Below are 21,665 nucleotides of genomic sequence, written 5' to 3' on the forward strand. Positions count from 1 at the left end.
GCAGGCTGGTTGCCTGAAGAACAACCAGCCTGCTCCTCATCCCTCATTCGTAATTCTTAATTTGTAATTCGTAATTGTCTACAGGTCTCTGCCTTCTTCTTCTCTGAGGGCTACGCCCAGGTTCTGCAGCTGTGGCGCGTTCTCGCAGGCAATGTATTTGGCGGGTTCGCTGTCGCTTAAGTTTTGATGGCGGTGCCAGGCCCAGCTGGGGATGTATACGGCGTCACCTGCCTGCCATTCTACTTTTTCATCTTCCACTTCCGTATAACCTTTCCCTTCAATCACATACAATACAGTTTCGTAGGTATGACGGTGTCTGTTGGTCAACTGGCCCGGTAGTAAACCACCGATGGTCATGCTCACATTTTTGGTGGGCAGGTCTACAAAAAATACAGGATGCTTACGCTCAGTGGAGAACTGATCGTGTACGCCGGCCTGCTCTACATTCTTGTGCAGCAGCTTCTCCGGCTTTACATATACAGGACGGGCAAAAGTCTGATGAAAATCTTTTGAAGAGAAAGCGGACTGTTGTTTTTTCTTTTCCATGATAACTGTAATTAATTGATTAAAGAATAATGTTCATCAGCTGATTTGATGACACAAAATTTGTTTAATTTTGGATGGTCTAAGTAATCCAGTTTTAACTTAAATAGATGGTCCAGATGCTAAGACCCTGGAAGACAATACTGTCACTTGATTTTAACAATGAGTTGTCTGTTTACCGGCAGATAGCGGAGGGTATTATTACAGAGATAAAAAAAGGGAGACTGAAGCCAGGTGCTCCTTTGCCAGGTACCCGTGTGCTGGCGGCCGATATTGGGGTCAACCGCAAAACAGTGGTGCTGGCCTATGAAGACCTGATCGCTGAAGGGTGGCTGGCAACGACTGATAAAAGCGGCACCTTCGTATCTCATGAATTGCCCGGCATGAAAGGCAAGACGCAGCAAAAGCATCATGATTTTGTTTTTAATGATCATGAAGAACTGCAGCCCATTGCTCATGCGGTGGCTTCTAACCTGATCGTATTTAATGATGGCTGGCCTGATGTAAGGCTGGCGCCGATGGAGGAACTGGCAAAGGCCTACAGGCGCATCTTTCAGCAGAAAGCCCGCTGGTGTATGCTGGGATACGGACATGAACAGGGTATTGAAAGATTGCGGATAGCAGTCAGCAACATGCTCTCTTTTAAAAGAGGCATGAATACTGATCCGCAAAATATCTGTATCACCCGCGGAAGCCAGATGGCGTTGTATCTCACAGCGCAAACGCTCCTGCAGCCTGGTGATGCGGTGGCCATAGAATGTCCGGGGTATCTCCCTGCCTGGCAAACCTTTGTACGGGCTGGCGCCCGGATGGTCCATATTCCGGTGGATGAAAAAGGGTTGGTAGTGGAAGCGCTGGAAGAGGTCTGCAAAACCACGCCCTTGAAGGCAGTGTATGTAACGCCACATCATCAGTTTCCTACGGCTGTGAGCATGAAGATGGAACGGCGGCTGAAATTACTGGCACTCTCCAATCGTTATGGTTTTGCCATTATAGAAGATGATTACGACCATGAGTTTCATTTCAGTGCCAAAAGCCTGCTGCCATTGGCCAGCAATGAAAATGCCGGCAATGTTATTTATATCAGCTCGTTGAGTAAACTGGTGGCTCCGGCCGTAAGGATTGGTTATGTTACCGGCCCACCTGCGTTTATCCATGCGCTGGCCCAGCTCAGAAGGCTGGTAGATCGTCAGGGCGATCCTATTATGGAGCAGGCCGTAGCGGAACTGATGGAAGAAGGCGCCATCAACCGACACGCCAAAAGAGCTATCAATATTTACAGAGAACGAAGGGAGAGGATGGACCAGTTGCTGCATACCTATCTCGGTAAGCGGGTGTCCTTCCGTAAACCGGAAGGGGGACTGGCTTACTGGGTGAAGTTTGTCCACAAAGTCAATACAGAACAACTGGCGGAACGGCTGCTGAAAAAAGGTGTTTCCGTTATGCCTACCGAAAGATATGCTTTTGATGATACACCGCTCCATGCGCTGCGCCTGGGCTATGCCTCTCTGGCGCCGGAAGAGCTGGAAGAAGGTATCAAAGCACTGGCGGCGCTGGTGAAATAATTTGTATGAAACGTTATTCAAATACAAGCGATGTCTCTGGTAACAGATTTTCTCAGGACAATTATTTTATTAGGCGCTGTACAGGGAGTGGTGTCAGGTGTGCTGCTCTGGCTCGGCAGTAGAAACCGGTTGCCCAACCGGCTGTTAGCGGTTTTATTGGGCATGCTGTCTTTGGCTGCTTTTAACTTATATGCTTCCTATGGAAATTGGTTTAACTCAGGCCTCCTGCAGTTTATATCCAACTTTATTCCTTGGGTGATCACAATGCCCTTTGGTCCCCTGATTTATTTTTATATAAAAGCTTCGCTGGATACCAATTTCCGGATTACCCAACGGTTACGGATACACTTTTTGCCAGTGATCATTGATCTGGTACCGGTGCTGACAGCCTATGTCTTTGTGGGTGGGGTACTAATGGGTATCATCCGTAACCGGCCAGGCCCCTGGGCTGTTTTTATGGATACCTGGAATGTATATGCGGATATTCCGCGTTGGATATCGTTGACAGGTTATTTGTGGTGGTCAGTGCGCTATCTGACTGCTATAAAGACGGAGGTACAGGATATGGCAGCTCTGCCCCGTTACCGGTTGCTGCAGCGGTTTGCCAGGGTGTTCCTGGTATTTCAGCTGATCTGGCTGGTTTATCTGATTCCGTATGTCCTTCCCCGTTATACCGATTTTATGCTGAACACTTTCGGCTGGTATCCGGTATATGTGCCGCTGGCGGTGATGATCTACTGGTTGGGGATACAGGGGTTTATCATGACCTATCAGGAAACGACCGCTGTCAGAAAGGCAGCAGTCAATGCTGCACCAGACGAAGCAGTGAGCCAGGCGACACTTGTTTTGCTGAATAAAGCAATGGAAGAAGACCGGCTTTATCTGGATGCTGCGCTCAACCTGGCCGGCCTCTCCCTGTATACAGGGCTTCCGCAGAAAACAATTTCTGCAGTATTGAACCAGTGTCTGCAAAAAAACTTCAACGAGTATATCAATTCCTATAGAGTGGCAGCTTTTAAAGAAAGGATCCTGCTGCCGGAAGCAGTGGCATGGACCATCGCGGGGGTAGCCTATGACTGTGGCTTCAGTTCACTGGCCACTTTTCAGCGGGTATTCAAACACATGACAGGACTCTCCCCGTCGGCCTACCGGAAACAGGCCATGGAAGCCACATGAAATAGTGCTCATATCCGGATTTGAGTAGGTTGGTAGGGATGGAGAAAGGAATTTTGCAGGAAAAACAGTACTGCATGAGAATCACTTTTTTCGTTTTTTTTCTGTTGATGACCGGATGTTTGTTAACCGGATGTCAAACCCGGCATGCCATTGTTCGTACGCCCGTTCCCGTGAAGGCAACCGATAGTATGTGGAATGCTGATAATATTGCAGCTTTTGAAAACAGGCTGGAAGCCTTACGGCAACGTTATCATATTCCGGGGTTATCTGCTGGTATTGTAAATGGCGGGCAGCTGGTCTGGAAAAAAGGCTTTGGGTATGCAGACGTAGAAGGCAAACTGGCACCGGATGAAAATACCGTGTACCAGATCGCTTCTGTCACCAAAACCTTTGGCGCTATTATTCTGATGCAGCAGGTAGAAGCCGGCCGTATCCAACTGGATGACCCTATTGCGCGGTATAGTATTAATCTGGGAGCCCGCTGGGGCAGCGATGAAAGGATACGGATCAAACATCTGCTGACCCATACCGCCATGGGGAATTCTTTCAACGCATTTAAGCCTGGTTACACTTTCCGTTACAATGGCGGCTGGTACAACCAGCTGGGGAAGGCTATTGAAAAAGCTTCCGGCCATAGCTTCGGTGAGCTGCTGCTGCAAAATATCGTACGGCCCTTAGGGTTAGCAAGAACGGTTCCCAGCACCGATGACAGTGCCAGCTTCCGGCTTACAGGATACAGCCGGGATTCTTTCATGCGACTGGTGGCTAGGCCCTATGACTGGCAGTATAAAAAACTGGTGCCTATGAAATTCTCTTACGGTTTTGGTCCGGCTGCCGGCCTGGAAAGTAGTGTAGCCGACCTGGCTGTTTATGCGAGGGCTATAGATGAAAAACGTTTTCTGGATTCAGCCACCTGGAAAAAAGTGTTTACACCTTTTGTAACGGTGAAAGGAAAAACCATTCAATATGGCCTGGGCTGGTTTATTAAAGACTATAAGGGCGTACGGGTGATGTGGCATACCGGCTGGTGGACTGGTTATTCGGCCTTATTTGTCAGAATATCACAGAAAGATCTCACTTTTATTATACTGGCCAATTCTCAGGATTTGAGCCGTCCTTTTTATCATGTTATGAAGGTGCTGCCCATGTTTAATCCTTTCCGCAATAATCTCAACAAAGATCTTTTTGCCTCAGCTTTTGCAAAAGCTTTCATGGAGCATTTCATGCTACTATAAATTTTCGTTGCCGTATAGCCGGGACTGGTAGACATAAACATGCCGTACCCCGGCTTCTTTGCCGGTTATTGGGGCAATTAATGTAAATTGTCTTGTATATATTGTTACTATGAAATATTCAACCCGGCTGGATAGAACCTCCAGAATTATTACCAATTTGGTGATAGATGTTTGTTTTGTATTGTTGATCGTCGCGGTTTTTGCCGGGCGGGAGGGAACGGTGGCTTCTATTTTACCGGCACTGATATTGTTGGCGCTTACAACCGTTACCTGGTCGCTAAAGCCGGTGGCATATGAACTGACAGCGGATGGACTGATTATTATACGCCCATTGTCCCGTAAGAAAGTCGCATTGGCAGATATAGCGGAGGCATTCCCGTTGGCGGCGGATGAGCTGCGGGGTAGTATACGCACTTTTGGCTCCGGAGGTATGTTTGGTTATCTGGGATATTTTGCGTCACAGCAGCAGGGTGCTTATGAAATGTGGTGTACCGATAGAGCCAGTATGGTGATGATCATCCTGAAAAACAAAAAAAAGTTGGTGATCAGTCCTGTAGAGCGGAATGAGTTTATTCAGGCATTACAGCAGGTGATACAGTAATCTTCCTGATTTTATTAATGCCTGCAGTGCCTGTTAATAAAGGCTACGGAAGGTTCCGTAACGTTTTTTATTCCGGTATATTCTTGGTAAATTAGTTGAGCGGAGATGCCGGCCATGAAATCCTGATTATACAAAGCTCCAGACGACCCCATCTTTTATCTCCGGATTGTATCACCTCTAAACTCCGAAAGTTATGGAACTGGAAGAAACCCTTTATGCCGTGGAAGCGGTGCCAGTATTGGCCAAAACAGCGGTGTTGTTGTCTGCCATCTCTTACAGTCAGAATGTTAGGGCTGATCTGAATACTTATCTTCCGGGGTGGACCTTGGTATGGGAAGGTATTGAAACAACCGACGGCAACTTTGCTTTTATTGCGTCTGATCCTACCGGGGAGGTTTATGGGCTGGCCATCAGAGGCTCATTGCCGCCTATTGATATTTTCAAGGACTGGGATGCCTTTGCTAACTGGATACTGGAAGATCTGGATGTGCTCTCCACGGTGACCTGGCATTATACCAGCAGCGGCGCCGCCAGGATTAGTGCCGGCGCCAGCAGGGCTTTTAATAATGTAGCTGAAATGCAGGACAGGCTCAAGCCGGGCTCTCCCCGTATTTTCAATTTCCTGAAGACCGAGGCTGTTTCCAAAAACAAAAAAGTGATCATCACAGGGCATAGCCTGGGTGGCAATATTGCCAATGTTTATGCATCTTATTTTGTTACAGCGCTGAAACAGGAAGGTATTAACTACAATAATACCAACCTGTTTACCTTTGCAGCTCCGGCTGCAGGCGATAGCGGCTTTGCCACCGACCTGGACAATAAAATCACGGAGGCCTGGCATTTCGAAAATGTACAGGATGTAATACCGAAATGCCCGACCGTATCCGGTCTGATAAATGCTTCAAGACTATATGTGCCCAGTCCGGCTTCCGATAAAATCATCGTTACCTACGAAAATCTGGAGGTAAGCCTGTGGGACGCTTATGTACTGCTGGCGGGCATCCTGTATGCCTATGCATATACCAGACAGGAACGGAACTATATTGTTTTTGGCGCAGCGCTGGACCCCAGATACCGGAATAATACATTAACCGACTACTTCAATCAGCTCGGTGCACAACATGCTATGGTTATGTACACCAGCTACCTGAAAGTGAAGATAGACGCTGCGCTGGCTGCACGCGGCAGTATGCTGAACCACTGATGCCTAAGGTTGTTGTTGGGCTGTTTGTTTGTCCTTCTGGCTAACAGAGATTAAAACCGGCTGGGGCTTAACTTTCATTCTATCCTTTAAATAACGATAGATCTCATCTTCATCCGGTGAGCCGGGTTTATATAGCTGCAGATAACGCTTGTAATACTTCATCGCAGCAGCGTCATTTTTTAACACGGTTTCGTATATCCGTCCCATACTGTATTGGCGTAAAGGTTTGTGTGAGAGATACCACGACGTGTCCAGCGCTGCGAGTGCGGGCTTGTATTGACGCATACTTTCGTAATTGACGGAAGTACTGTTGTAATAGTTCTCCAGGCTCGAAGACTTAGCCATGGTGATACACCGCTGCAACAGCTCATTGCTTTCGCTGTACTGGCGGAGGGCGGTATGCGCCAGGGCAGCATAATAGGTAATGTTTTCAGACGCTGCGTTGCCGCTCAGCATATAATCGTAAATATGGATACAGTCTGTATATTTTTTTAGATTGTAACCGGCAGCTATCACATAGATAAAAGTATTGGGAGAAACGATATTAAGGCTCTGTAGCTTTTCTCCGATGGAAACTGTACGCCGGTAGTCTTTCACAAGATAAGCTGTTTTGGCAGCGGTCATCAGTACGGAAGTCTGTGTGGAGTCTTTTATCAGAAATGCTTTGACGATAGAGTCGGCTTGTGGATAGGCTTTTTTATCCATCCATTCTTCTGCCAGGCGGGACACCACTTTGGGGTCTGCCGGATTGAGCTGGTAAGCTTTGCATAACCAGGTAAATCCGGAATCCGGTTGTTGTGCCAGGAATGCGGTAAAACTCAGCTGTTTCCATGCCTGGGCGCTGTTGGGCCGCAGTTGGGTGATCCTTTGATACAGCGTGAGCGCCAGCGGAAATAGTTCCTGCTGCGAACGGATGGAGGCCAGGTATTGTAGTGCAGGTATATGATTACTGTCTAGCTGTAATACTTTTTCGTAGGTAGTGGCAGCATCGGCCAGCTTGCCGGACTGATAGTAGGTGTAGGCCAGCAAAGCCATTTCCCGCGGCGATTGACTGTTGACCGCCGGTTGCAGATAAGCAATAGCTTCATCGTACTGCTGGTCCTGGAGGTATTCCATTACTTTGTTCCTGTCTACGCCCTGCGCCCGGGTTATTATACATGACAATACCAGGCCGATGGTACCTAAGATTTTTCGCATAGCTGAGAGATTTACTATAAAACTAACTATTTAGTTTTAAAACTAAAAATTTAGTTATTGAGTATTCATCACTCTTTTTTGCAGGGGATGATGTAATTTTCAGGAAAACGGAAAGGATCTTTCATGCTTACTATATCATCGTTTAAGAAACTCACTATTACGGATATACGATCGTTGGGGCATAATGGTTATACCTCTGAACTGGCCTATATGCCTGTATCGCAGCCTGATACTGAACATATCATTTTTGATTTTCGCCTGACAACGCTGGACCGGCCTGTCCATAAAACCTGGCATACCAGTGAAGAAGAGCTGGATGAATTGAATGAAGTACTGGCGCAGGGACATTCTTTTGCAGCCTGGGAGGAAGGGAAGCTGCTTGGTTTCATCATTGGTGAAGAGCGGCCATGGAACAATACGCTCTACATTGCACAATTAACGGTGGCTGCCAGTGGAAGAAGAAAAGGGATTGGCTCCAGATTGATGCAGGCAATCATACAACATGCCACAAAGCTGCAAGTAAGGCTGCTGGAGCTGGAAACGCAGAACACCAATGTACCGGCCGTGACATTTTATAAAAAACATGGCTTCTCGGTTTCGGGTGTTCACCTCAGGTTGTATGATCCAATATCATGTCCAGGGGAAGTAGCATTTTATATGACTTACAGCTTATAGAAACGGCGCCCCATCAAGGGCACCGTTGACAATTATTGTGGTATTTTTTGTTCCAATAGTATCTTGAGTGTTTCAAGGTCCCGTTTTACAGTCTTCTTGTCCGACTCATACATTCGGAATAATTGGCCGGTACTGACAGGTACGTATACACGTCGTTGGCCGGACGAAGTATGGTAATGCTTAATGTTTGTGCGGGAAGTGCCATTTTAATCGTTTTTGCTGTTTGAGCTTTGGTACCGGTGAAAAACAACAGAAGCAAGGCCAGGACTAAGCCCCATCTTTTTTCCATATTGTTTTTTATACAAAAGTAGCAGGTGATGACGGCTGATTTTGGAAAAAAACGACAAAATTTATTTCCCGCAGGAGAAGCCCGTCCAGAGTCCGTTCATGGTTTTCCAGATAACATCTGTGTAAGGCCTGGGTGATATTTCAAAGAATGCAGCAGTACGTTGTTGTGCGCTGCAATACCGCAGATGTATGATGCAGTTGAGCGTGATGGGTGTCTGAGCCATATAATTGAGCATATATACAGTGCCGGTGTAGGTCGCTATATCATCGGGTTGCGTTTTGGCGGATGTAATCTGTACTTTGAGCGGTACCAGTTTATCCTCGGGTATTTTTCTGCTGATGATATTTCTGCCTACAAGTCCGTTGTAGTATTCTGTAAGATGTTGCTGGATGCTGGCTGCGTTGATGACCGGTTGTCCTTCCAGCCACCACAGGAAGGTATAGCTCCAATGTTCGGGGCTGTTTGTCTCTCCCCATCCCGGGGCAAAACGCAGGTCTTCTACTCCTTTGTAGGGTATGCCAGGCGCAAACTCCACCGGAAAGTCAAAACGTTCTGTACCCCATTTATCTGGTACAGATAAAGTGTATGGCGGCACCCAGGTAGCGGCATCAAAAATATTCATCTTCTCTTTGAGCCATCTGATACAGTCAATTTCATCTATAATAGATAAGGTGGTCACTGTTCTGATGCCATTGCTTTTGTAGCCCGGATGTTTGGCACTGACGAATGCTGCATCAGTATTGCCCAAGGCCCGTAGGCGGCAAATAAAATCGGAACCTTCAGGGAGATTGGTGTCGTCATAACCCTGGCGGTTGTTGTTGATACGCCATTCTATGTCTGTATCATAATACAATCGTACGGGCACGTTTTTCAGGTATTGCTCGTGACCAGTGCTCTTGATAGCGCGCTGATAGGGCGTGACGGCTGCATAGGCAGCGGGATTGTCTGTCGGCATGCCTAGCTGCTCCTTCAGTGTTCCCAGCAAAAATTTTCCAGTCTCCACATCTTCCCGGTTAAAGTTTTGTTGTACCTGCCGTTCACTCCAGCGCCAGAGTTCCGGCAGGTCCAGGTTACAGTCCACACCTATCACAGCCCTGGGGCGTACGGGAAATTGTTCCGGTTTTTCGAAGCATAGTTCAGCATACCGGATAATAATATTGCCGGGAATACCAAAGCCCGCGAAGGCAATGCGGGTGGTATCCAGATGGTACTTACTCACGGCATGCCGGAGGATGGTGTTGATATTTTCGATGGCTTTAGGGCTGGCGTACAGATGGTTATAGGTAGGCGCAAAAATGGTGAGCATATCGTTGCCAAAGGCAACGTTATGAAGTTTGGTTTCGCCCAGCAAGCGCTGCATGCCGGTGAAACCGGCAAACAGCACAAGTGTTCCTTTTATTTTTCCGGAAAGTGGAGGAATGGCCAGGTAGCAATTGCCTGAATCTTTCGGGTTGAAATATCCTTTTTCTATTTGCTGCGCTTTCAGCGGCAGCTGACTAAACATGATAATTACGTGGAGCAGGAGGGTAAAACGTTGCATTGACATGGGTTTTTACAGTCCTGCTAAATGTACCAAAAAACTGATTCAGTTTTCCGGTGCAGCATACTGAACGATGTCGATACCTACGCCATTAGGATCTTCTATTGCGAAATGATGGTCACCCCAGGGTTCTTCCCGCAATGCAATTTTGATAGATATTCCCTTTTTCTGAATTGTTTCATATACACTTTTTACATCTTCCACTTCAATGGTGAGGTAAACACCTTTGCCCTGAAAGGCTGGCTGGAAGAGCGGTTGCTGTGAAGCGTGTTCCGGCAGCAGGAAACTAAGTTCAGCTTCATGGCCCGGCGTATGCATCAGCAGGTAAAACTCATTTTCGAAGGTGACGCCAAAGTCCAGCACCTGTGTATAAAATTCTTTGCTTTCCTTAATCTTGTGGGTAATGATACCGGCATTTAATTTCATCTTGTTCATTTTTATTGATGACACAAAATTGCGGGAATCCTGGTGGCTGGTATTGTAAAAAACGGACAAACTCACCGGAGCGCGATGGTAGGCGTGAGCCCATACATGGTTTTAAACTCTTTGATAAAATGCGCCTGGTCGTAGTAGCCGGCATCATAAAAAAGTTTGTTTTCCCGAAGGCTGCGTGCAGAAGGTTTGGCATGAAGGATATGCTGGAACCGTACTACTTTGCTGAAAGTCTTGGGGGAACTGCCGATATAAAAATCAAACAAACGCCGCAGCTGCCGCGGGCTGATACCGGTATGCAGGTCTGTATTCAGATTGAGCGTGCCATGGGTTTTCAGGATCAGGTCCAGCGCATCAAAAAAGCGACTGTCTGCTTCATGAAATGTTTGAGATAGTATAGCCCCGAAATAGTTGTCCAGCAATGGTTGCAGCGAAGATAGCTGCTGATGGGCCTGTACCTGTTGTGTCAGCCCCTTCGATAAAGCCGGTGCTACGGCTTTTAACGCTTCAAACCGGTTGGTCAGTTCGGCGGCATCGATACGAAACAACAGGGGAAAGGCTGCCGGCAGGAAACGAATCCCGATATAGTTGAAAGGGTTGTCCAGCGGGAACTCCGTATAGGTAGTGGAAAATCCCATGATGTAAAAATCTTCCGGAGTATCTGTATTAAAAAACAGGTCTATGCAGCCATCTGCTACCACACGATAGGTGAAAGGCTCAGCCAGCGGGCCACGGGAGCTTAGTTGCCAGTAGCAGTAAATATATTTTGACAGCAGGAGTGAAGGTGGCTGTTCCTGGTAGCTGACCTGCTCCTGATTTATTGCAGGCTGTACTGGCCTGAACAGCTGCCGGATGTCCGGAAGAGTATGCATACAGTAGGTTTCCTGCTTGAAAGGTACGCCATACTTGGCTGTTTGTAAAATCAACTTTACATTTGGAAGTTCTTATCCAGCATCATGTTCGACGTATTTATCACATACCTGCAAAACAAAGGTACCTTCACTCCGGAAGATATTGCCCTGATCAGATCCTGCAGTACAGTCAGGTTACTGCGGCGGCGCCGGTTTCTGCTGCATCAGGGAGAAGTATGGAAACACTATGCTTTTGTATGTAAGGGATGTCTGAAATCCTATTTTATTGATGATAAGGGAATTGAGCGTATCATGCGTTTCTCACCAGAGAACTGGTGGGCGGGCGACCGGCAAAGCCTGATGTCGGGACTTCCAGCCATTATTAATATTGATGCGATGGAAGATACTACTGTGGTGATGTTTACGGGAGAAGATTTTGAACGACTGCAACAACAGATACCGGAGCTGAAGAAGATGGCGGAAACCCTCATCCATCGGAGCCTGATGGCGGCCAACGATCGTATACAGGCGGCTATCAGCATGGGAGCTGAAGAACGTTACCGGCAGTTTATGGAAAAATATCCTGGCCTGTTGAACCGGGTACCTCTGCATATGATTGCTTCCTATCTGGGCGTGACGCCAGAAACGTTGAGCCGTGTCCGTGCCGCTCAAAACCGCCATAAGTCTTGATATTTGTCAAGGTATTTTCCTATCATTTATCATTGGTGACCACCTCATGCTCATCCTAATTTTGTGGTATTGTTTCAAATCAATTATCCATGAAAAGTATGAAGATAGGCGTTATCGGAGCCGGTGCCATTGGGCAGGCTTTTGCAAAAGCGGCTGCAGCAGCCGGTTATGAAGTGATGATCAGTAACAGCCGGGGACCGGCTTCCTTGCAGGAGTTTGCGGCCTCACATCCGGGTATAACGGCCACAGACAGGCACACCGCTGCCACTGCTGATATTATCCTGCTGTCTGTACAATGGCAGTACCTGGAGGCGGCTACGGCCGGACTGCCGGACCTCCGCGGTAAAATTGTGCTGGATGCCCTCAATCCTGTCATCACTCCCGAATTTATTATCCCTGACCTGGGTGGTAAAACTTCCAGTGAAATCGTAGCTGCTCATGTGCCCGGAGCAGCAGTAGTGAAAATATTCAATACCCTGCCTCCTGCGTTGATCAGTGCTACGCCTGCTTCTCAGGAAGGTAAGCGGGTCATATTTTTTTCGGGAGATGACCAGGATGCTAAAGTAGTCACCGGTCAGTTACTTGACAGAATGGGCCTGGCGGGTGTTGACCTGGGCGGACTGGTGCAGGGTGGTGTGATGCAGCATTTCCCGGGCGGACCGCTGGCGGGTTTGCATCTGGTGAAGCTGGAAATGGAGGTATAGGATTATCACTGTTAAGCCTATACGGAAAAACGTGTGCTTCCTTCATACAGGAAGCACACGTTTTTTTATTGTTGACGCAGTACTTTGATCAGTGCTGCCAGTTCTTCCCCTGCGTAGCCGGCAGCGGCTCCCTGCTGCATCACATTGTTGGCATATTGAGGGAAGCTGTCGTTGATACCGGCTTCTCTGGCCTGTTGCAGGATACGGCCTACCGCTTCAATAGAAATGCTGAGCGGACTTTCGGAAATGCTGAAGTCATTGCGATGTATCATTTTGCCTTCATGTTGCAGGAAGTCCCCGAAAGAAGGTGTGATGCCCGCTACCAGCGTGCTGTAATCATCTACAGAAAGGCCGGCGGCTTCCATGATACGGGCGCCATGGAAGAATCCCAGCACAGAGCCATAGATATAGGAGAGGGTGGCCAGGTCTACTGCAGAAGCCTGGCTGGCTTTAGTTCCCAGATAAGTAAGACCGCCGCCAAATACACGAAGGATGTCGTTATATTCTTCATAGGCCTGTTGATCACCTGAGAAAAAGATAGGCGTATCGGGCCGGCCCATCTGGCTGGGAGCCGCTTGTATGGCGCCATCCAGATAAATAGCTCCCTGTGCAATAGTCCAGTCGGCGGTTTGTTGGGCTTCGTTGGGACTGGTGCTGCTGAGCTGTATCACTGTTTTGCCGGCGAGGGCGGCCGCCACGGCCGGTGTATTCAGAATATCCATGGTGGCGGTATAGCCCATTACACAGATGATCACGAGAGGGCTGGCCGCTACAGCTTCCTGCGGACTACCTGCTAACACAGCTCCCTGTTCGATAAGCGCTGCTGCCTTGTTGCTGCTGCGGTTCCATATAGTAACGGCATGGCCACTGTTGAGCAGCAGTTGTGCCAGTGTAGATCCCATCATACCAAGACCGATAACGGTCACTTTGTTGGTTGTTTTCGTTTGCATAGCTGATTCATTTTTACAATGCAAAAGTGCGTCTTCCCTTAACCCCGGACAATAAGGGAATAATTATTCAGTAAGGAGAAATTATTCCCTATGGCCGATAAAGGGATAGGGGAATATGTATTATTTTTAGTGAAACTTTAAAGTAGTTATGTACGAAAGGAAAATACCGGAGAACCTGGAATGTGGAGTCAATATTACCGCTAAAGTGCTGGGTGGTAAATGGAAAGCCTGTATCCTGCATGGCATCGGCCTGGGTACCAGAAGGCCGGCAGACCTGCACCGGGCCATTCCTGAGGCACCGGCACGAGTGGTCAATTTGCATCTCCGGGAGTTGGAAGAATACGGTATCATCTGCAAAAAAATATATCCCGGCTTCCCGTTGAAAGTTGAGTATTTTCTGACTGCATTGGGAGAGAGCATCCTTCCTATTGTGGAAGCTATGGACAGATGGGGTAATGAAAACAGAGCAGCAATAAACCTGGTGTCGCCGGCACCGATGGAAGCCAACCAGGATTTAATGCCTGAAATGCGCTAAATTAGCGGCCGTTTAACAACCGTAGTGCATGAATGCAAAGCCAGCGATCAGTATAATTATCGCCACCTATAACGCAGAAAAGGATATCAGAGAATGCCTGGCCTCTATTGCGGCGCAACCCTTTAAAGATATTGAAGTAGTGGTGGCCGATGGAGGCAGTAGCGACGGGACTGTAGCCATTCTTAAAGAATATGCTTCCCAATACCGGCTTATCTGGACCAGCGAAAAAGACAAAGGTATTTACGACGCACTCAACAAAGGAGTGGCAATGGCTTCCGGCAAATGGATACATTTTCTGGGCGCTGATGACCGCCTGTTGCCCGGATTCAGTGAGCTGGCTGCTCAACTGCAGGATGAAAATGCAGTCTACTACGGCATCACAAAAGAATATCACAACGATGGCAGAAAAGAGCTTACTGGCCTGCTCACCGGCAAATTCTCCAGATACAGGATGGCCAAAGGTTGTATCAACCATCAGGCTATTTTATATCCCGCATCTGTGTTTCAGAAATATTCGTATAATCTGCGTTATCAGGTGTATTCAGACTATGACCTGAACATCCGGGTATGGGGAGATAACGGCTACAAAAAACACTTTTATCCGATACCAGTGGTCAGCTATAATATGAGCGGCTTTTCTGCCAACAACCCTGATAAGTTGTTTCTGGAAGACAAGCCGGCCATCATCCGGGAAAATCTCGGCTGGATAGTGTACTTCCGCTTTATGCTGAAGGAATGGAAGCGCAGGCGCAAAGAGGCCTGAGCTGCTTAGCGGGTAATATAATTTCTCCAGAAAAACTCTCCCACGCGTCCTTTAAAATAATATTTGAGTTTGGTGCCAAAGGAGCGCTTAAACCGGGGTATTTCCATCATTTCATGGAAGGTGCCCTGGATGCCTGCTGCCTTGAGTTGGTGGTGCACCTTGTCCAGCGCCTGGATATAAGGTTTATAAATGATTTTCAGCTGCTGCGGTGTAATAGGGTACTGGCCGAGAAAACAGCCATTGGCCATGCAGTATTTATAGTCCTGGTAATGATAGAATACAAGGTCGAACTGTTTGCTGGTAGCGGTTTCGGTGCCTGCAATACGGTTTTCTGATGATATGTTGAAGGTGTATTGTTGAATGTTCCAGGGAGCTACACCGCCGCCCAGGTGTTGCAGTTCATGTACGCCATCAAAGCGGTCCATCCAGTAATCCAGGTATTTCTGGTCACCGAACTTACCATCTTCAAAACGTTTGTAACACCAGGCGAAACAATTTTCCTTCCAGTCTGTCAGCACTTTTCTGCCGGCTTCATCATTGCGGAAGAACAGGAACTGCACGCAGTATTTACCGCTGAGCGCTGTCTGGTCATATACGGGTGTATAGCGGTGGTCGGTAATGAGCACCGAATTACTGCCCATTTCCCGGATCAGGATGGCCGGATCGGCAAAAAACAACAGGTCTGCATCTATGTAAGTACAGGAAGGCAGGTTATACGTTTCCAGGCAATATTCGATGGTGGCCGGTGTACAGGTCCAGCAGTATTCTCCTGGAGTACGTGTAGGCTTGATCGTTAGTAACCGCTCATCTTCAAACTCCTGCAGGGATATGATGGTGGCCTTTGGCAGGCGAAGGGTTTTCAGTGTTTGATAACACTGGTCATCAAACGCAAAAATATACAGATGAAAATCCGGGGACTGCTTTTCCAGGGAGTTGTACATGGCAAGCCCACGAGTCAGGTATAATGAATTAAAAAGCGTACAAAAGTTAAGCATATCTGATATTATTCTATCACTCTCAAAAGTCAGGCGCCGGTGAACAGGTATTTTACCCAACGTTTGAAGCGTTTGCGTTTGCGCTTGAAAGAAGGATACTTGTGCAGACCTACAAAAAAGTCTTTGAAGGCGTTAAAGCCCTGTCGGCTTTGTTTTACAGGGATATTACCTACAGGAATAGGTTCCGAGCCTACAATATTATCGTAGTCGCTGGTAGTAGTGCAATTGGTACCACTGTCATCACGGCCATTGTCTTTTACCAGTGATTCTCCGGGATACAAGGTGTATTTGTTGTGCAGGAAAGCAGAGGCATACCATCTGACAGCCCAGGAATCGTTGCGGCCGGCAATCTGGTCTTTTAACATCTGAATATAGGGGAAGGAGCCATGGAACTCGAAAAGGAAAGAGAGTTTTTTCTTTTCTATTTCGTTGAGCAGCTTCTGTCCGTCGGGTTCATAAAGGTCCCATGCCCGTTTCCAGGTGGCCCATACGGCGCAGTCGGCCCCTCTGATAAAGAAGGTGGGAGGTACTTTCTTTTTAACCGGGTACAGCAGGCCACAGATACAGGCTACACGGTCATCGTTTTCATAATAATCGAGTGCGTCGTTCATGAACTTCAGAAAGTGCGGCACTACCAGCATATCATCATCAATCTGAATGACCTTACCGTGTTTGTTGACCACCATCGTAACACCAGGAACGATGCTGCCGGAAACACCCCGGTTCACTTCCTGCTCTATGACCGTCACACTCTTAAAACCGGTGACCGTTTTAAGGTATTCCCTTACCTCCCGGATACCGGGTACATCTTTTTCAGATCGCGGGCCGTCACTGAAAATATAGATATCAGAAGCCGGCGCCTCCGCATTTTGCAGCAGATGGGCTATCGTTTTTTGTGTTTTGTCGGCACGGTTAAATACGAACAGCGCAATGGGAGCTAAAGACATATTCCTTTCAAGTGATGGTTTAGATGTTTCTGAAAGCCGCTATTGACGGCATACTCAAACGGCAAATATAATAAAGTTCAACTTAATTACATGTAAAGATTTTCTGTAATAATACTGTGCCTGGCCAATAACTACCGGTAGCTTGCTCCCTATCTGCAATGCACAGGACTTCACAGACCAGCGTGCAGTCTGTGAAGTCTTGTATAAGCATGGTTCCGTTACTGATTTATCTTTCGTAGAAAGGTGCGGCTTCCAGTCCGAGGGCGCGGAAGTAGACATATATCTGCCCGCGGTGGTGTATTTCATTGTCTATGAAATACATCAGGAGAGAGATGACAGTTCCGGGGTATGTGCCGAAGGCCACATCATTTTCCAGGAATCGTTCTTCTGTGATCTGTGGCCAGTATTCGCTGACAAGGCCGGTGTTCCGGTCCCAGAGATCGAGGACCACCTGTTTGGTGCTGGGCAGGTCATGTCTGGGTATGAGGTCCCAGTTGCCAGTGGCGGCTCCGGGCATACCTGGGCCGGTAATGTTAATGAGCTCCATAGCGAGTGCAGCAACAGGGCGCATGCCACCGATGGAATAGCTAAAGAAATGTTCTTCCGGAAAAGCTTCCAGCAGGCGGCGGGTGAGACGGCGATGTCCTTCCCAGTGTTCCCGTAATCCTTTACTGGTGAGGGCGGTAATGGCCAATTCGTTGGTGGCGATGGTGTTTCCCATAGTTGTAATGTCTTTGGATAGTGTGATATTGTTTACATTCCAAAGGTAACTATGGGGTAGTGACAGCCCTATGTCAGCAGGGTGAAAAAAAATTTAATCGGGAAACACCAGTATGGTTCTGCCGGTAGTACGTCGTTGCTCAATGTCTTGATGGGCCTGGGCTACAGCCGTAAAAGGGTAGGAGCTGACATGTCCTTTCAGCTGACCCGCTTCTGTGAGCCCGATGAGATAGGTAAGCCATTGCTGCCGTTGTTCGGGCGGGATATTATATACCGTAGAACCTATTACCCTGGCGGATTTCATGATAAGATCCTGCGGATTCAGGCTGGCAGGCTGAGCGGAAGTGCTGCCATATACGATCAACGTTCCGTTGACGGCAAGGGCCTGTACCAGTGCGGAAGTTGTATCGCCGCCAATGGCATCGAGGATCAGATCGGCACCGTGGCCGGTAATGGCATTGAGTTGTTGCAGCCATGACGGATCTTCCGTGCTAAGGGCATGTGTGGCGCCGAGGGAGCGTACATAATCATGTTTATGAGTGCTGCCTGTGATGGCAATGATCTGTTTTACTCCTCTGATTCTGGCCAGCTGTAGGGCATTGGAGCCTACGCCGCCGGCAGCAGCTGTGATCACCACTGACTGATACCTGCTTGCCTGTTCCAGGAGATGTTGGGCGGTGAGTGCCTGAGAGAGCAGGCCTCTGGATGGTTCCAGGCCCTGGGGCAGCACAGTAAGCCCTGCGGCGGGAACAGCTGCATAGGCTGCATATCCGCCGGGAGCATAGCCGGTAACCTGCTGGCCTGGCTGCAAATGGGTTACTGCACTGCCGGTTTGTATTACTTCTCCGCTTATTTCCCCGGACATAATGGCCGGAAACTGCGGGATCATAGGATATACGCCTTTACGGATAAGCAGGTCTGCATAATTGATGCCGATGGCCTTTACTTTCACCAGTACTTCATCCGGTGCAGGTACGGGCATTTCCTGTTCGGTCACTTCCAGTACTTCTGGGGTGCCGTAAGCCTTGATACTAATCGCTTTCATGTGAATGTTTTTATTGACACCACAAAGATGGATGTTCGTATCTGAAGGCTCACTATCCCTTTCCTCCATGAAAGTGACTTGTTCTTTATAAAAGTGCCGGCCTTACAGCTTCTTCAGGGCTTTTCCCTTATGGGCAGCGATATGGTCGGTTTTGTCGCTTTTGATCTCGTACTGCGGGTCTTCATCAGAGGCATGATGGGTGTATCCCTTATACTGAAAGTCGGAAGTATGTACGCGGATGATAGTGCCGGAGACGCGGCCCGCTTCCGAGTTCCAGGTAACGTGATCGCCTATCTTAAAATGTTTTTCCATCGTGCAGGTTTTTAAGGAAGTTTAAGTCGCCAGGTGGTTTGTGTGCGGCCACCCTGCCTCATCCTGGCCAGTACTTCCGGGGAGGTATTTTTAAGCAGATGATCGAAAGCGGTAAGACGGGTATAGTCAATCTGTGCTTCCTGATCAATAACGAAGCCGGCATCTTCAAAGAATGCAGCCGCAGCCTCAAAGCTGTCGAACATATTATCGTGAATATGATGCTGTTCAAAGAAGCTATGCAGCTGATCGTTTGCAGGTAGGAACGCTTCCAGGGCGCGGTCCCTTTTTATATATACATCTGCTGTAATCCAGTACCCGCCCCGTTTTTCGAGCACGCCCCGGATCATATTGCACAGTGCTGTTTTTTCCTGGTTGTCGAGATACATCAGCAGTCCTTCGTTGACAACGGCCACAGGGCCGGGAGCAAAGCGGCTGGTGACAGCACTGAACTGCTGTTCGTCGAGTGCGTTCAATGGTAGTGTTTCCAGTTTACCAGTCAGTGGTGCATGGTTTTCCAGTAGCGCCTGGGTAAAACGTTGTTTGGTAACGATCAGGTCTGGCAGGTCGGTGTCAATATAATGCACATCCTGCTGCCGGGTGACAGCCAGTCCGCGGAAAGAGAATCCGGAAGAGAGTTCCAGGATATTCTTCACCGGGAGGCCGTTCAATAGCTGATCGATGCTGTGGTAGCGGTTTTCGAAATGTACCACCCGTGCCCAGAAACCGGGCTCAGTACGGCTGTAGTCGGGGATGTACGGTTCCGGTGCCATCATCAGTTGGGCAGCTTCACGGGCATAGGGGATGTCTGTCAGGCCTTTCATTAGCAGCAGGCTTCTGGCAGAGGGACTGATAGTGTTGTAGTCGCGTGTTGTTTTACTCATCGTTATGAATTGAGGGTTTTCGGTTGATTGTTTCTTCCAATCTAAATTTACGTTATTTCAATTTCCCGCGAAGAGGCGCGCTGTGTTGATAAAGCAGTTAAATTCGCTATATTCTAACTATATATATCGATGAAAAAAATTATCGTTTATTGGATAACACTGGGTATACTGCTGGTGGTCCATTCGTTGAAGGCCCAAAATAAAATTGTTGTTTTTCAATCAGACTTCGGATTAAAAGACGGGGCCGTATCTGCTATGAAAGGTGTAGCCAACACGGTGTCCACCGATCTGAAGCTGTATGATCTCACCCATGAAATACCGGCTTATAATATCTGGGAAGCCGCATTCCGGCTGGAACAGACGGTACCTTACTGGCCGGAAGGAACGGTGTTTGTTTCGGTGGTAGACCCTGGCGTAGGCACCAGCCGTAAGTCTGTAGTACTGAAAACACGTAAAGGGCATTTTATTGTCACGCCAGATAACGGCACCCTCACACTGGTGGCAGCCTCCGAAGGCATAGCTGAAGTGAGGGAGATAGATGAAGCTGTCAACCGGCGAAAGGGTTCCGGTCAATCCTATACCTTTCATGGCCGTGACGTATACGCCTATACCGCCGCCCGTCTGGCCGCAGGTACCATCACCTTCGGGCAGGTAGGGCCTGTATTGCCCGCCCAGGTCGTGACGCTGCCCTATCAGCAGGCCACCCTGCAAGGGAAAGTGCTGAAAGGTAATATACCCATCCTTGATATACAGTACGGAAACGTATGGACCAACATCGACGCATCGCTGCTGGAACAGCTTCATCCTAAGTACGGCGACATCCTGGAAGTCACCTTCTATCATCAGCATAAAAAAATAGCTACCCTGAAAGCGCCCTACAGCGAGACTTTCGGAGCGGTGCCCGAAGGTAAACCGCTCGCATACCTGAACAGTCTGATGCAGTTGTCATTTGCCCTTAATATGGCCTCCCTGGCCGAAACATACCATATCGGCAGCGGCAGCGAATGGAGTGTGGAAGTAATTCTGGATCGTTTTAAGTAATTTGCGTTCCATTTTAAGCATCTTTATGGATATCAGTATTAATAAATACATCAGCGAAACCGGCTTCTGCAGCAGGAGAGAGGCAGACAAATACATTGAACAGGGCCGCGTGACCATCAATGATAACATCGCCTCCAAAGGCAACAGGGTAAAGGCCGGCGACGTGGTAGAGATTGACGGGGAGCCACTGAAGAAAAAGAAAACTTCCGTGTACATCGCACTCAACAAGCCTAAAGGCATCACCTGTACCACCGACCTGAAAGATAAAACCAATATCATCGACTACGTTAACTTTCCGTCCCGCATATTCCCCATCGGCCGGCTGGACAAGCGTTCGGAAGGGCTGATCTTCCTTACCAACGATGGCGATATCGTCAATAAAATCCTGCGTGCCGGTAACCAGCACGAAAAAGAATATATCGTCACGGTAGACCAACCTATTACCCTGGAGTTTGTGAAGGCGATGCGCAACGGCGTGAAGATCCTGGGTACCGTTACACAGAAATGTTTTGTACAGCAGGAAGGTTCAAACCGTTTCCGTATCATCCTTACCCAGGGCCTCAACCGGCAGATACGCCGTATGTGCGAAGTGCTCGGATATAATGTGGAAACACTCAAACGAGTACGTATCATGAATATGACACTGAAAGATCTGGCCCCGGGAAAATGGCGTTATTTCACCAAGGAAGAAGTCGCCAATATCAATGCCATGGTGGCTTCCAGCAGTAAGGTCGCCGGTGGGGATGATAGTGGTGGTATGGACGAATAACGTAT

The 21,665-nt window shown here is 48.2% G+C and carries 25 protein-coding genes; 12 read left to right on the plus strand and 13 right to left on the minus strand.

The window, feature by feature from the left end; all coding sequences use genetic code 11:
- Nucleotides 1–78: 78 nt before the first annotated feature.
- Nucleotides 79–546: a cupin domain-containing protein gene (locus DF182_RS28080; protein WP_113619074.1), complete on the minus strand. Its 468-nt coding sequence runs from the start codon at nucleotides 544–546 to the stop codon at nucleotides 79–81.
- Nucleotides 547–653: 107 nt separating this feature from the next.
- Here DF182_RS28080 and pdxR point away from each other — a divergent pair, with 107 nt between their 5' ends.
- From pdxR to DF182_RS28105, 5 genes are all read left to right on the plus strand, one after another.
- A complete protein-coding gene (pdxR, locus tag DF182_RS28085) occupies nucleotides 654–2,108 on the plus strand; it encodes a MocR-like pyridoxine biosynthesis transcription factor PdxR (RefSeq protein ID WP_113619075.1) in 1,455 nt (484 codons plus the stop codon).
- A gap of 30 nt (nucleotides 2,109–2,138) precedes the next feature.
- Entirely contained in the window at nucleotides 2,139–3,284 is a 1,146-nt protein-coding gene (locus DF182_RS28090) for a helix-turn-helix domain-containing protein (RefSeq protein WP_113619076.1), read from the plus strand.
- Between the two features lie 74 nt (nucleotides 3,285–3,358).
- Nucleotides 3,359–4,519 (plus strand): serine hydrolase domain-containing protein, encoded by a 1,161-nt coding sequence (locus DF182_RS28095; protein WP_161964296.1) that lies wholly within the window; start codon nucleotides 3,359–3,361, stop codon nucleotides 4,517–4,519.
- Between the two features lie 109 nt (nucleotides 4,520–4,628).
- Nucleotides 4,629–5,120: a PH domain-containing protein gene (locus tag DF182_RS28100; RefSeq protein WP_113619078.1), complete on the plus strand. Its 492-nt coding sequence runs from the start codon at nucleotides 4,629–4,631 to the stop codon at nucleotides 5,118–5,120.
- Nucleotides 5,121–5,313: 193 nt separating this feature from the next.
- A complete protein-coding gene (locus tag DF182_RS28105) occupies nucleotides 5,314–6,324 on the plus strand; it encodes a lipase family protein (RefSeq protein ID WP_113619079.1) in 1,011 nt (336 codons plus the stop codon).
- A gap of 3 nt (nucleotides 6,325–6,327) precedes the next feature.
- On the opposite strand, the gene DF182_RS28110 is transcribed toward DF182_RS28105, so the two are convergent.
- Complete coding sequence (locus DF182_RS28110; protein ID WP_113619080.1) at nucleotides 6,328–7,521, minus strand: tetratricopeptide repeat protein; 1,194 nt, start codon at nucleotides 7,519–7,521, stop codon at nucleotides 6,328–6,330.
- A gap of 123 nt (nucleotides 7,522–7,644) precedes the next feature.
- Here DF182_RS28110 and DF182_RS28115 point away from each other — a divergent pair, with 123 nt between their 5' ends.
- Nucleotides 7,645–8,196, plus strand: coding sequence for a GNAT family N-acetyltransferase (locus tag DF182_RS28115; protein WP_113619081.1), 552 nt, complete (start codon nucleotides 7,645–7,647; stop codon nucleotides 8,194–8,196).
- 85 nt (nucleotides 8,197–8,281) lie between these two features.
- Here DF182_RS28115 and DF182_RS28120 read toward each other — a convergent pair whose 3' ends face one another.
- The 4 genes from DF182_RS28120 to DF182_RS28135 all read right to left on the minus strand — a co-directional run bounded on the left by DF182_RS28120 (nucleotide 8,282) and on the right by DF182_RS28135 (nucleotide 11,329).
- Nucleotides 8,282–8,485 carry an SRPBCC family protein gene (locus DF182_RS28120; protein ID WP_113619082.1) on the minus strand — a complete coding sequence of 68 codons (204 nt, stop codon included), beginning with the start codon at nucleotides 8,483–8,485 and terminating at the stop codon, nucleotides 8,282–8,284.
- Between the two features lie 61 nt (nucleotides 8,486–8,546).
- Nucleotides 8,547–10,025 carry a hypothetical protein gene (locus DF182_RS28125; protein ID WP_113619083.1) on the minus strand — a complete coding sequence of 493 codons (1,479 nt, stop codon included), beginning with the start codon at nucleotides 10,023–10,025 and terminating at the stop codon, nucleotides 8,547–8,549.
- Nucleotides 10,026–10,070: 45 nt separating this feature from the next.
- Entirely contained in the window at nucleotides 10,071–10,451 is a 381-nt protein-coding gene (locus tag DF182_RS28130; RefSeq protein WP_113619084.1) for a VOC family protein, read from the minus strand.
- 71 nt (nucleotides 10,452–10,522) lie between these two features.
- Complete coding sequence (locus DF182_RS28135; protein WP_113619753.1) at nucleotides 10,523–11,329, minus strand: AraC family transcriptional regulator; 807 nt, start codon at nucleotides 11,327–11,329, stop codon at nucleotides 10,523–10,525.
- Nucleotides 11,330–11,413: 84 nt separating this feature from the next.
- On the opposite strand from DF182_RS28135, the gene DF182_RS28140 reads away from it, so the two are divergent.
- Together DF182_RS28140 and DF182_RS28145 are read left to right on the plus strand one after the other, a co-directional pair.
- Nucleotides 11,414–11,998, plus strand: coding sequence for a Crp/Fnr family transcriptional regulator (locus DF182_RS28140; RefSeq protein WP_113619085.1), 585 nt, complete (start codon nucleotides 11,414–11,416; stop codon nucleotides 11,996–11,998).
- An 89-nt stretch (nucleotides 11,999–12,087) separates the two neighbouring features.
- Nucleotides 12,088–12,702, plus strand: a complete 615-nt coding sequence (locus DF182_RS28145) for an NADPH-dependent F420 reductase (protein WP_211327230.1) — start codon at nucleotides 12,088–12,090, stop codon at nucleotides 12,700–12,702.
- Between the two features lie 65 nt (nucleotides 12,703–12,767).
- On the opposite strand, the gene DF182_RS28150 is transcribed toward DF182_RS28145, so the two are convergent.
- On the minus strand, nucleotides 12,768–13,652 hold the full coding sequence (locus tag DF182_RS28150; RefSeq protein ID WP_113619086.1) for an NAD(P)-dependent oxidoreductase: 885 nt from the start codon (nucleotides 13,650–13,652) through the stop codon (nucleotides 12,768–12,770).
- 148 nt (nucleotides 13,653–13,800) lie between these two features.
- Between DF182_RS28150 and DF182_RS28155 the strand changes: the two genes are divergently transcribed.
- The gene (locus tag DF182_RS28155) at nucleotides 13,801–14,187 is read left to right on the plus strand and encodes a winged helix-turn-helix transcriptional regulator (RefSeq protein WP_113619087.1); all 387 of its coding nucleotides are present in this window, start codon (nucleotides 13,801–13,803) and stop codon (nucleotides 14,185–14,187) included.
- 28 nt (nucleotides 14,188–14,215) lie between these two features.
- Entirely contained in the window at nucleotides 14,216–14,950 is a 735-nt protein-coding gene (locus DF182_RS28160) for a glycosyltransferase family 2 protein (protein WP_113619088.1), read from the plus strand.
- 5 nt (nucleotides 14,951–14,955) lie between these two features.
- On the opposite strand, the gene DF182_RS28165 is transcribed toward DF182_RS28160, so the two are convergent.
- The 6 genes from DF182_RS28165 to DF182_RS28190 all read right to left on the minus strand — a co-directional run bounded on the left by DF182_RS28165 (nucleotide 14,956) and on the right by DF182_RS28190 (nucleotide 19,850).
- On the minus strand, nucleotides 14,956–15,945 hold the full coding sequence (locus DF182_RS28165; protein WP_113619089.1) for a glycosyl transferase: 990 nt from the start codon (nucleotides 15,943–15,945) through the stop codon (nucleotides 14,956–14,958).
- A 29-nt stretch (nucleotides 15,946–15,974) separates the two neighbouring features.
- Entirely contained in the window at nucleotides 15,975–16,892 is a 918-nt protein-coding gene (locus DF182_RS28170; protein WP_113619090.1) for a glycosyltransferase, read from the minus strand.
- A 226-nt stretch (nucleotides 16,893–17,118) separates the two neighbouring features.
- A complete protein-coding gene (locus DF182_RS28175; protein WP_113619091.1) occupies nucleotides 17,119–17,613 on the minus strand; it encodes a DinB family protein in 495 nt (164 codons plus the stop codon).
- A gap of 93 nt (nucleotides 17,614–17,706) precedes the next feature.
- Nucleotides 17,707–18,657, minus strand: coding sequence for a quinone oxidoreductase family protein (locus DF182_RS28180; protein WP_161964297.1), 951 nt, complete (start codon nucleotides 18,655–18,657; stop codon nucleotides 17,707–17,709).
- Between the two features lie 102 nt (nucleotides 18,658–18,759).
- Nucleotides 18,760–18,969: a hypervirulence associated TUDOR domain-containing protein gene (locus tag DF182_RS28185; RefSeq protein ID WP_113619093.1), complete on the minus strand. Its 210-nt coding sequence runs from the start codon at nucleotides 18,967–18,969 to the stop codon at nucleotides 18,760–18,762.
- 11 nt (nucleotides 18,970–18,980) lie between these two features.
- A complete protein-coding gene (locus DF182_RS28190; RefSeq protein WP_113619094.1) occupies nucleotides 18,981–19,850 on the minus strand; it encodes a class I SAM-dependent methyltransferase in 870 nt (289 codons plus the stop codon).
- Between the two features lie 129 nt (nucleotides 19,851–19,979).
- Between DF182_RS28190 and DF182_RS28195 the strand changes: the two genes are divergently transcribed.
- Together DF182_RS28195 and rluF are read left to right on the plus strand one after the other, a co-directional pair.
- Nucleotides 19,980–20,891: an SAM hydrolase/SAM-dependent halogenase family protein gene (locus tag DF182_RS28195; RefSeq protein ID WP_113619095.1), complete on the plus strand. Its 912-nt coding sequence runs from the start codon at nucleotides 19,980–19,982 to the stop codon at nucleotides 20,889–20,891.
- Between the two features lie 25 nt (nucleotides 20,892–20,916).
- Complete coding sequence (gene rluF / locus DF182_RS28200) at nucleotides 20,917–21,660, plus strand: 23S rRNA pseudouridine(2604) synthase RluF (protein WP_113619096.1); 744 nt, start codon at nucleotides 20,917–20,919, stop codon at nucleotides 21,658–21,660.
- Nucleotides 21,661–21,665 lie beyond the last annotated feature (5 nt).

It is taken from the genome of Chitinophaga flava (assembly GCF_003308995.1).
Lineage (GTDB): Bacteria > Bacteroidota > Bacteroidia > Chitinophagales > Chitinophagaceae > Chitinophaga > Chitinophaga flava.

Excerpts from the sequence above, each read along its gene's own strand:
- DF182_RS28080 (WP_113619074.1), bottom strand. The coding sequence starts at position 546 with ATGGAAAAGAAAAAACAACAGTCCGCTTTCTCTTCAAAAGATTTTCAT.
- pdxR (WP_113619075.1), top strand. The coding sequence starts at position 654 with ATGGTCCAGATGCTAAGACCCTGGAAGACAATACTGTCACTTGATTTT.
- DF182_RS28090 (WP_113619076.1), top strand. The coding sequence starts at position 2,139 with ATGTCTCTGGTAACAGATTTTCTCAGGACAATTATTTTATTAGGCGCT.
- DF182_RS28095 (WP_161964296.1), top strand. The coding sequence starts at position 3,359 with ATGAGAATCACTTTTTTCGTTTTTTTTCTGTTGATGACCGGATGTTTG.
- DF182_RS28100 (WP_113619078.1), top strand. The coding sequence starts at position 4,629 with ATGAAATATTCAACCCGGCTGGATAGAACCTCCAGAATTATTACCAAT.
- DF182_RS28105 (WP_113619079.1), top strand. The coding sequence starts at position 5,314 with ATGGAACTGGAAGAAACCCTTTATGCCGTGGAAGCGGTGCCAGTATTG.
- DF182_RS28110 (WP_113619080.1), bottom strand. The coding sequence starts at position 7,521 with ATGCGAAAAATCTTAGGTACCATCGGCCTGGTATTGTCATGTATAATA.
- DF182_RS28115 (WP_113619081.1), top strand. The coding sequence starts at position 7,645 with ATGCTTACTATATCATCGTTTAAGAAACTCACTATTACGGATATACGA.
- DF182_RS28120 (WP_113619082.1), bottom strand. The coding sequence starts at position 8,485 with ATGGAAAAAAGATGGGGCTTAGTCCTGGCCTTGCTTCTGTTGTTTTTC.
- DF182_RS28125 (WP_113619083.1), bottom strand. The coding sequence starts at position 10,025 with ATGCAACGTTTTACCCTCCTGCTCCACGTAATTATCATGTTTAGTCAG.
- DF182_RS28130 (WP_113619084.1), bottom strand. The coding sequence starts at position 10,451 with ATGAAATTAAATGCCGGTATCATTACCCACAAGATTAAGGAAAGCAAA.
- DF182_RS28135 (WP_113619753.1), bottom strand. The coding sequence starts at position 11,329 with ATGCATACTCTTCCGGACATCCGGCAGCTGTTCAGGCCAGTACAGCCT.
- DF182_RS28140 (WP_113619085.1), top strand. The coding sequence starts at position 11,414 with ATGTTCGACGTATTTATCACATACCTGCAAAACAAAGGTACCTTCACT.
- DF182_RS28145 (WP_211327230.1), top strand. The coding sequence starts at position 12,088 with ATGAAAAGTATGAAGATAGGCGTTATCGGAGCCGGTGCCATTGGGCAG.
- DF182_RS28150 (WP_113619086.1), bottom strand. The coding sequence starts at position 13,652 with ATGCAAACGAAAACAACCAACAAAGTGACCGTTATCGGTCTTGGTATG.
- DF182_RS28155 (WP_113619087.1), top strand. The coding sequence starts at position 13,801 with ATGTACGAAAGGAAAATACCGGAGAACCTGGAATGTGGAGTCAATATT.
- DF182_RS28160 (WP_113619088.1), top strand. The coding sequence starts at position 14,216 with ATGAATGCAAAGCCAGCGATCAGTATAATTATCGCCACCTATAACGCA.
- DF182_RS28165 (WP_113619089.1), bottom strand. The coding sequence starts at position 15,945 with ATGCTTAACTTTTGTACGCTTTTTAATTCATTATACCTGACTCGTGGG.
- DF182_RS28170 (WP_113619090.1), bottom strand. The coding sequence starts at position 16,892 with ATGTCTTTAGCTCCCATTGCGCTGTTCGTATTTAACCGTGCCGACAAA.
- DF182_RS28175 (WP_113619091.1), bottom strand. The coding sequence starts at position 17,613 with ATGGGAAACACCATCGCCACCAACGAATTGGCCATTACCGCCCTCACC.
- DF182_RS28180 (WP_161964297.1), bottom strand. The coding sequence starts at position 18,657 with ATGAAAGCGATTAGTATCAAGGCTTACGGCACCCCAGAAGTACTGGAA.
- DF182_RS28185 (WP_113619093.1), bottom strand. The coding sequence starts at position 18,969 with ATGGAAAAACATTTTAAGATAGGCGATCACGTTACCTGGAACTCGGAA.
- DF182_RS28190 (WP_113619094.1), bottom strand. The coding sequence starts at position 19,850 with ATGAGTAAAACAACACGCGACTACAACACTATCAGTCCCTCTGCCAGA.
- DF182_RS28195 (WP_113619095.1), top strand. The coding sequence starts at position 19,980 with ATGAAAAAAATTATCGTTTATTGGATAACACTGGGTATACTGCTGGTG.
- rluF (WP_113619096.1), top strand. The coding sequence starts at position 20,917 with ATGGATATCAGTATTAATAAATACATCAGCGAAACCGGCTTCTGCAGC.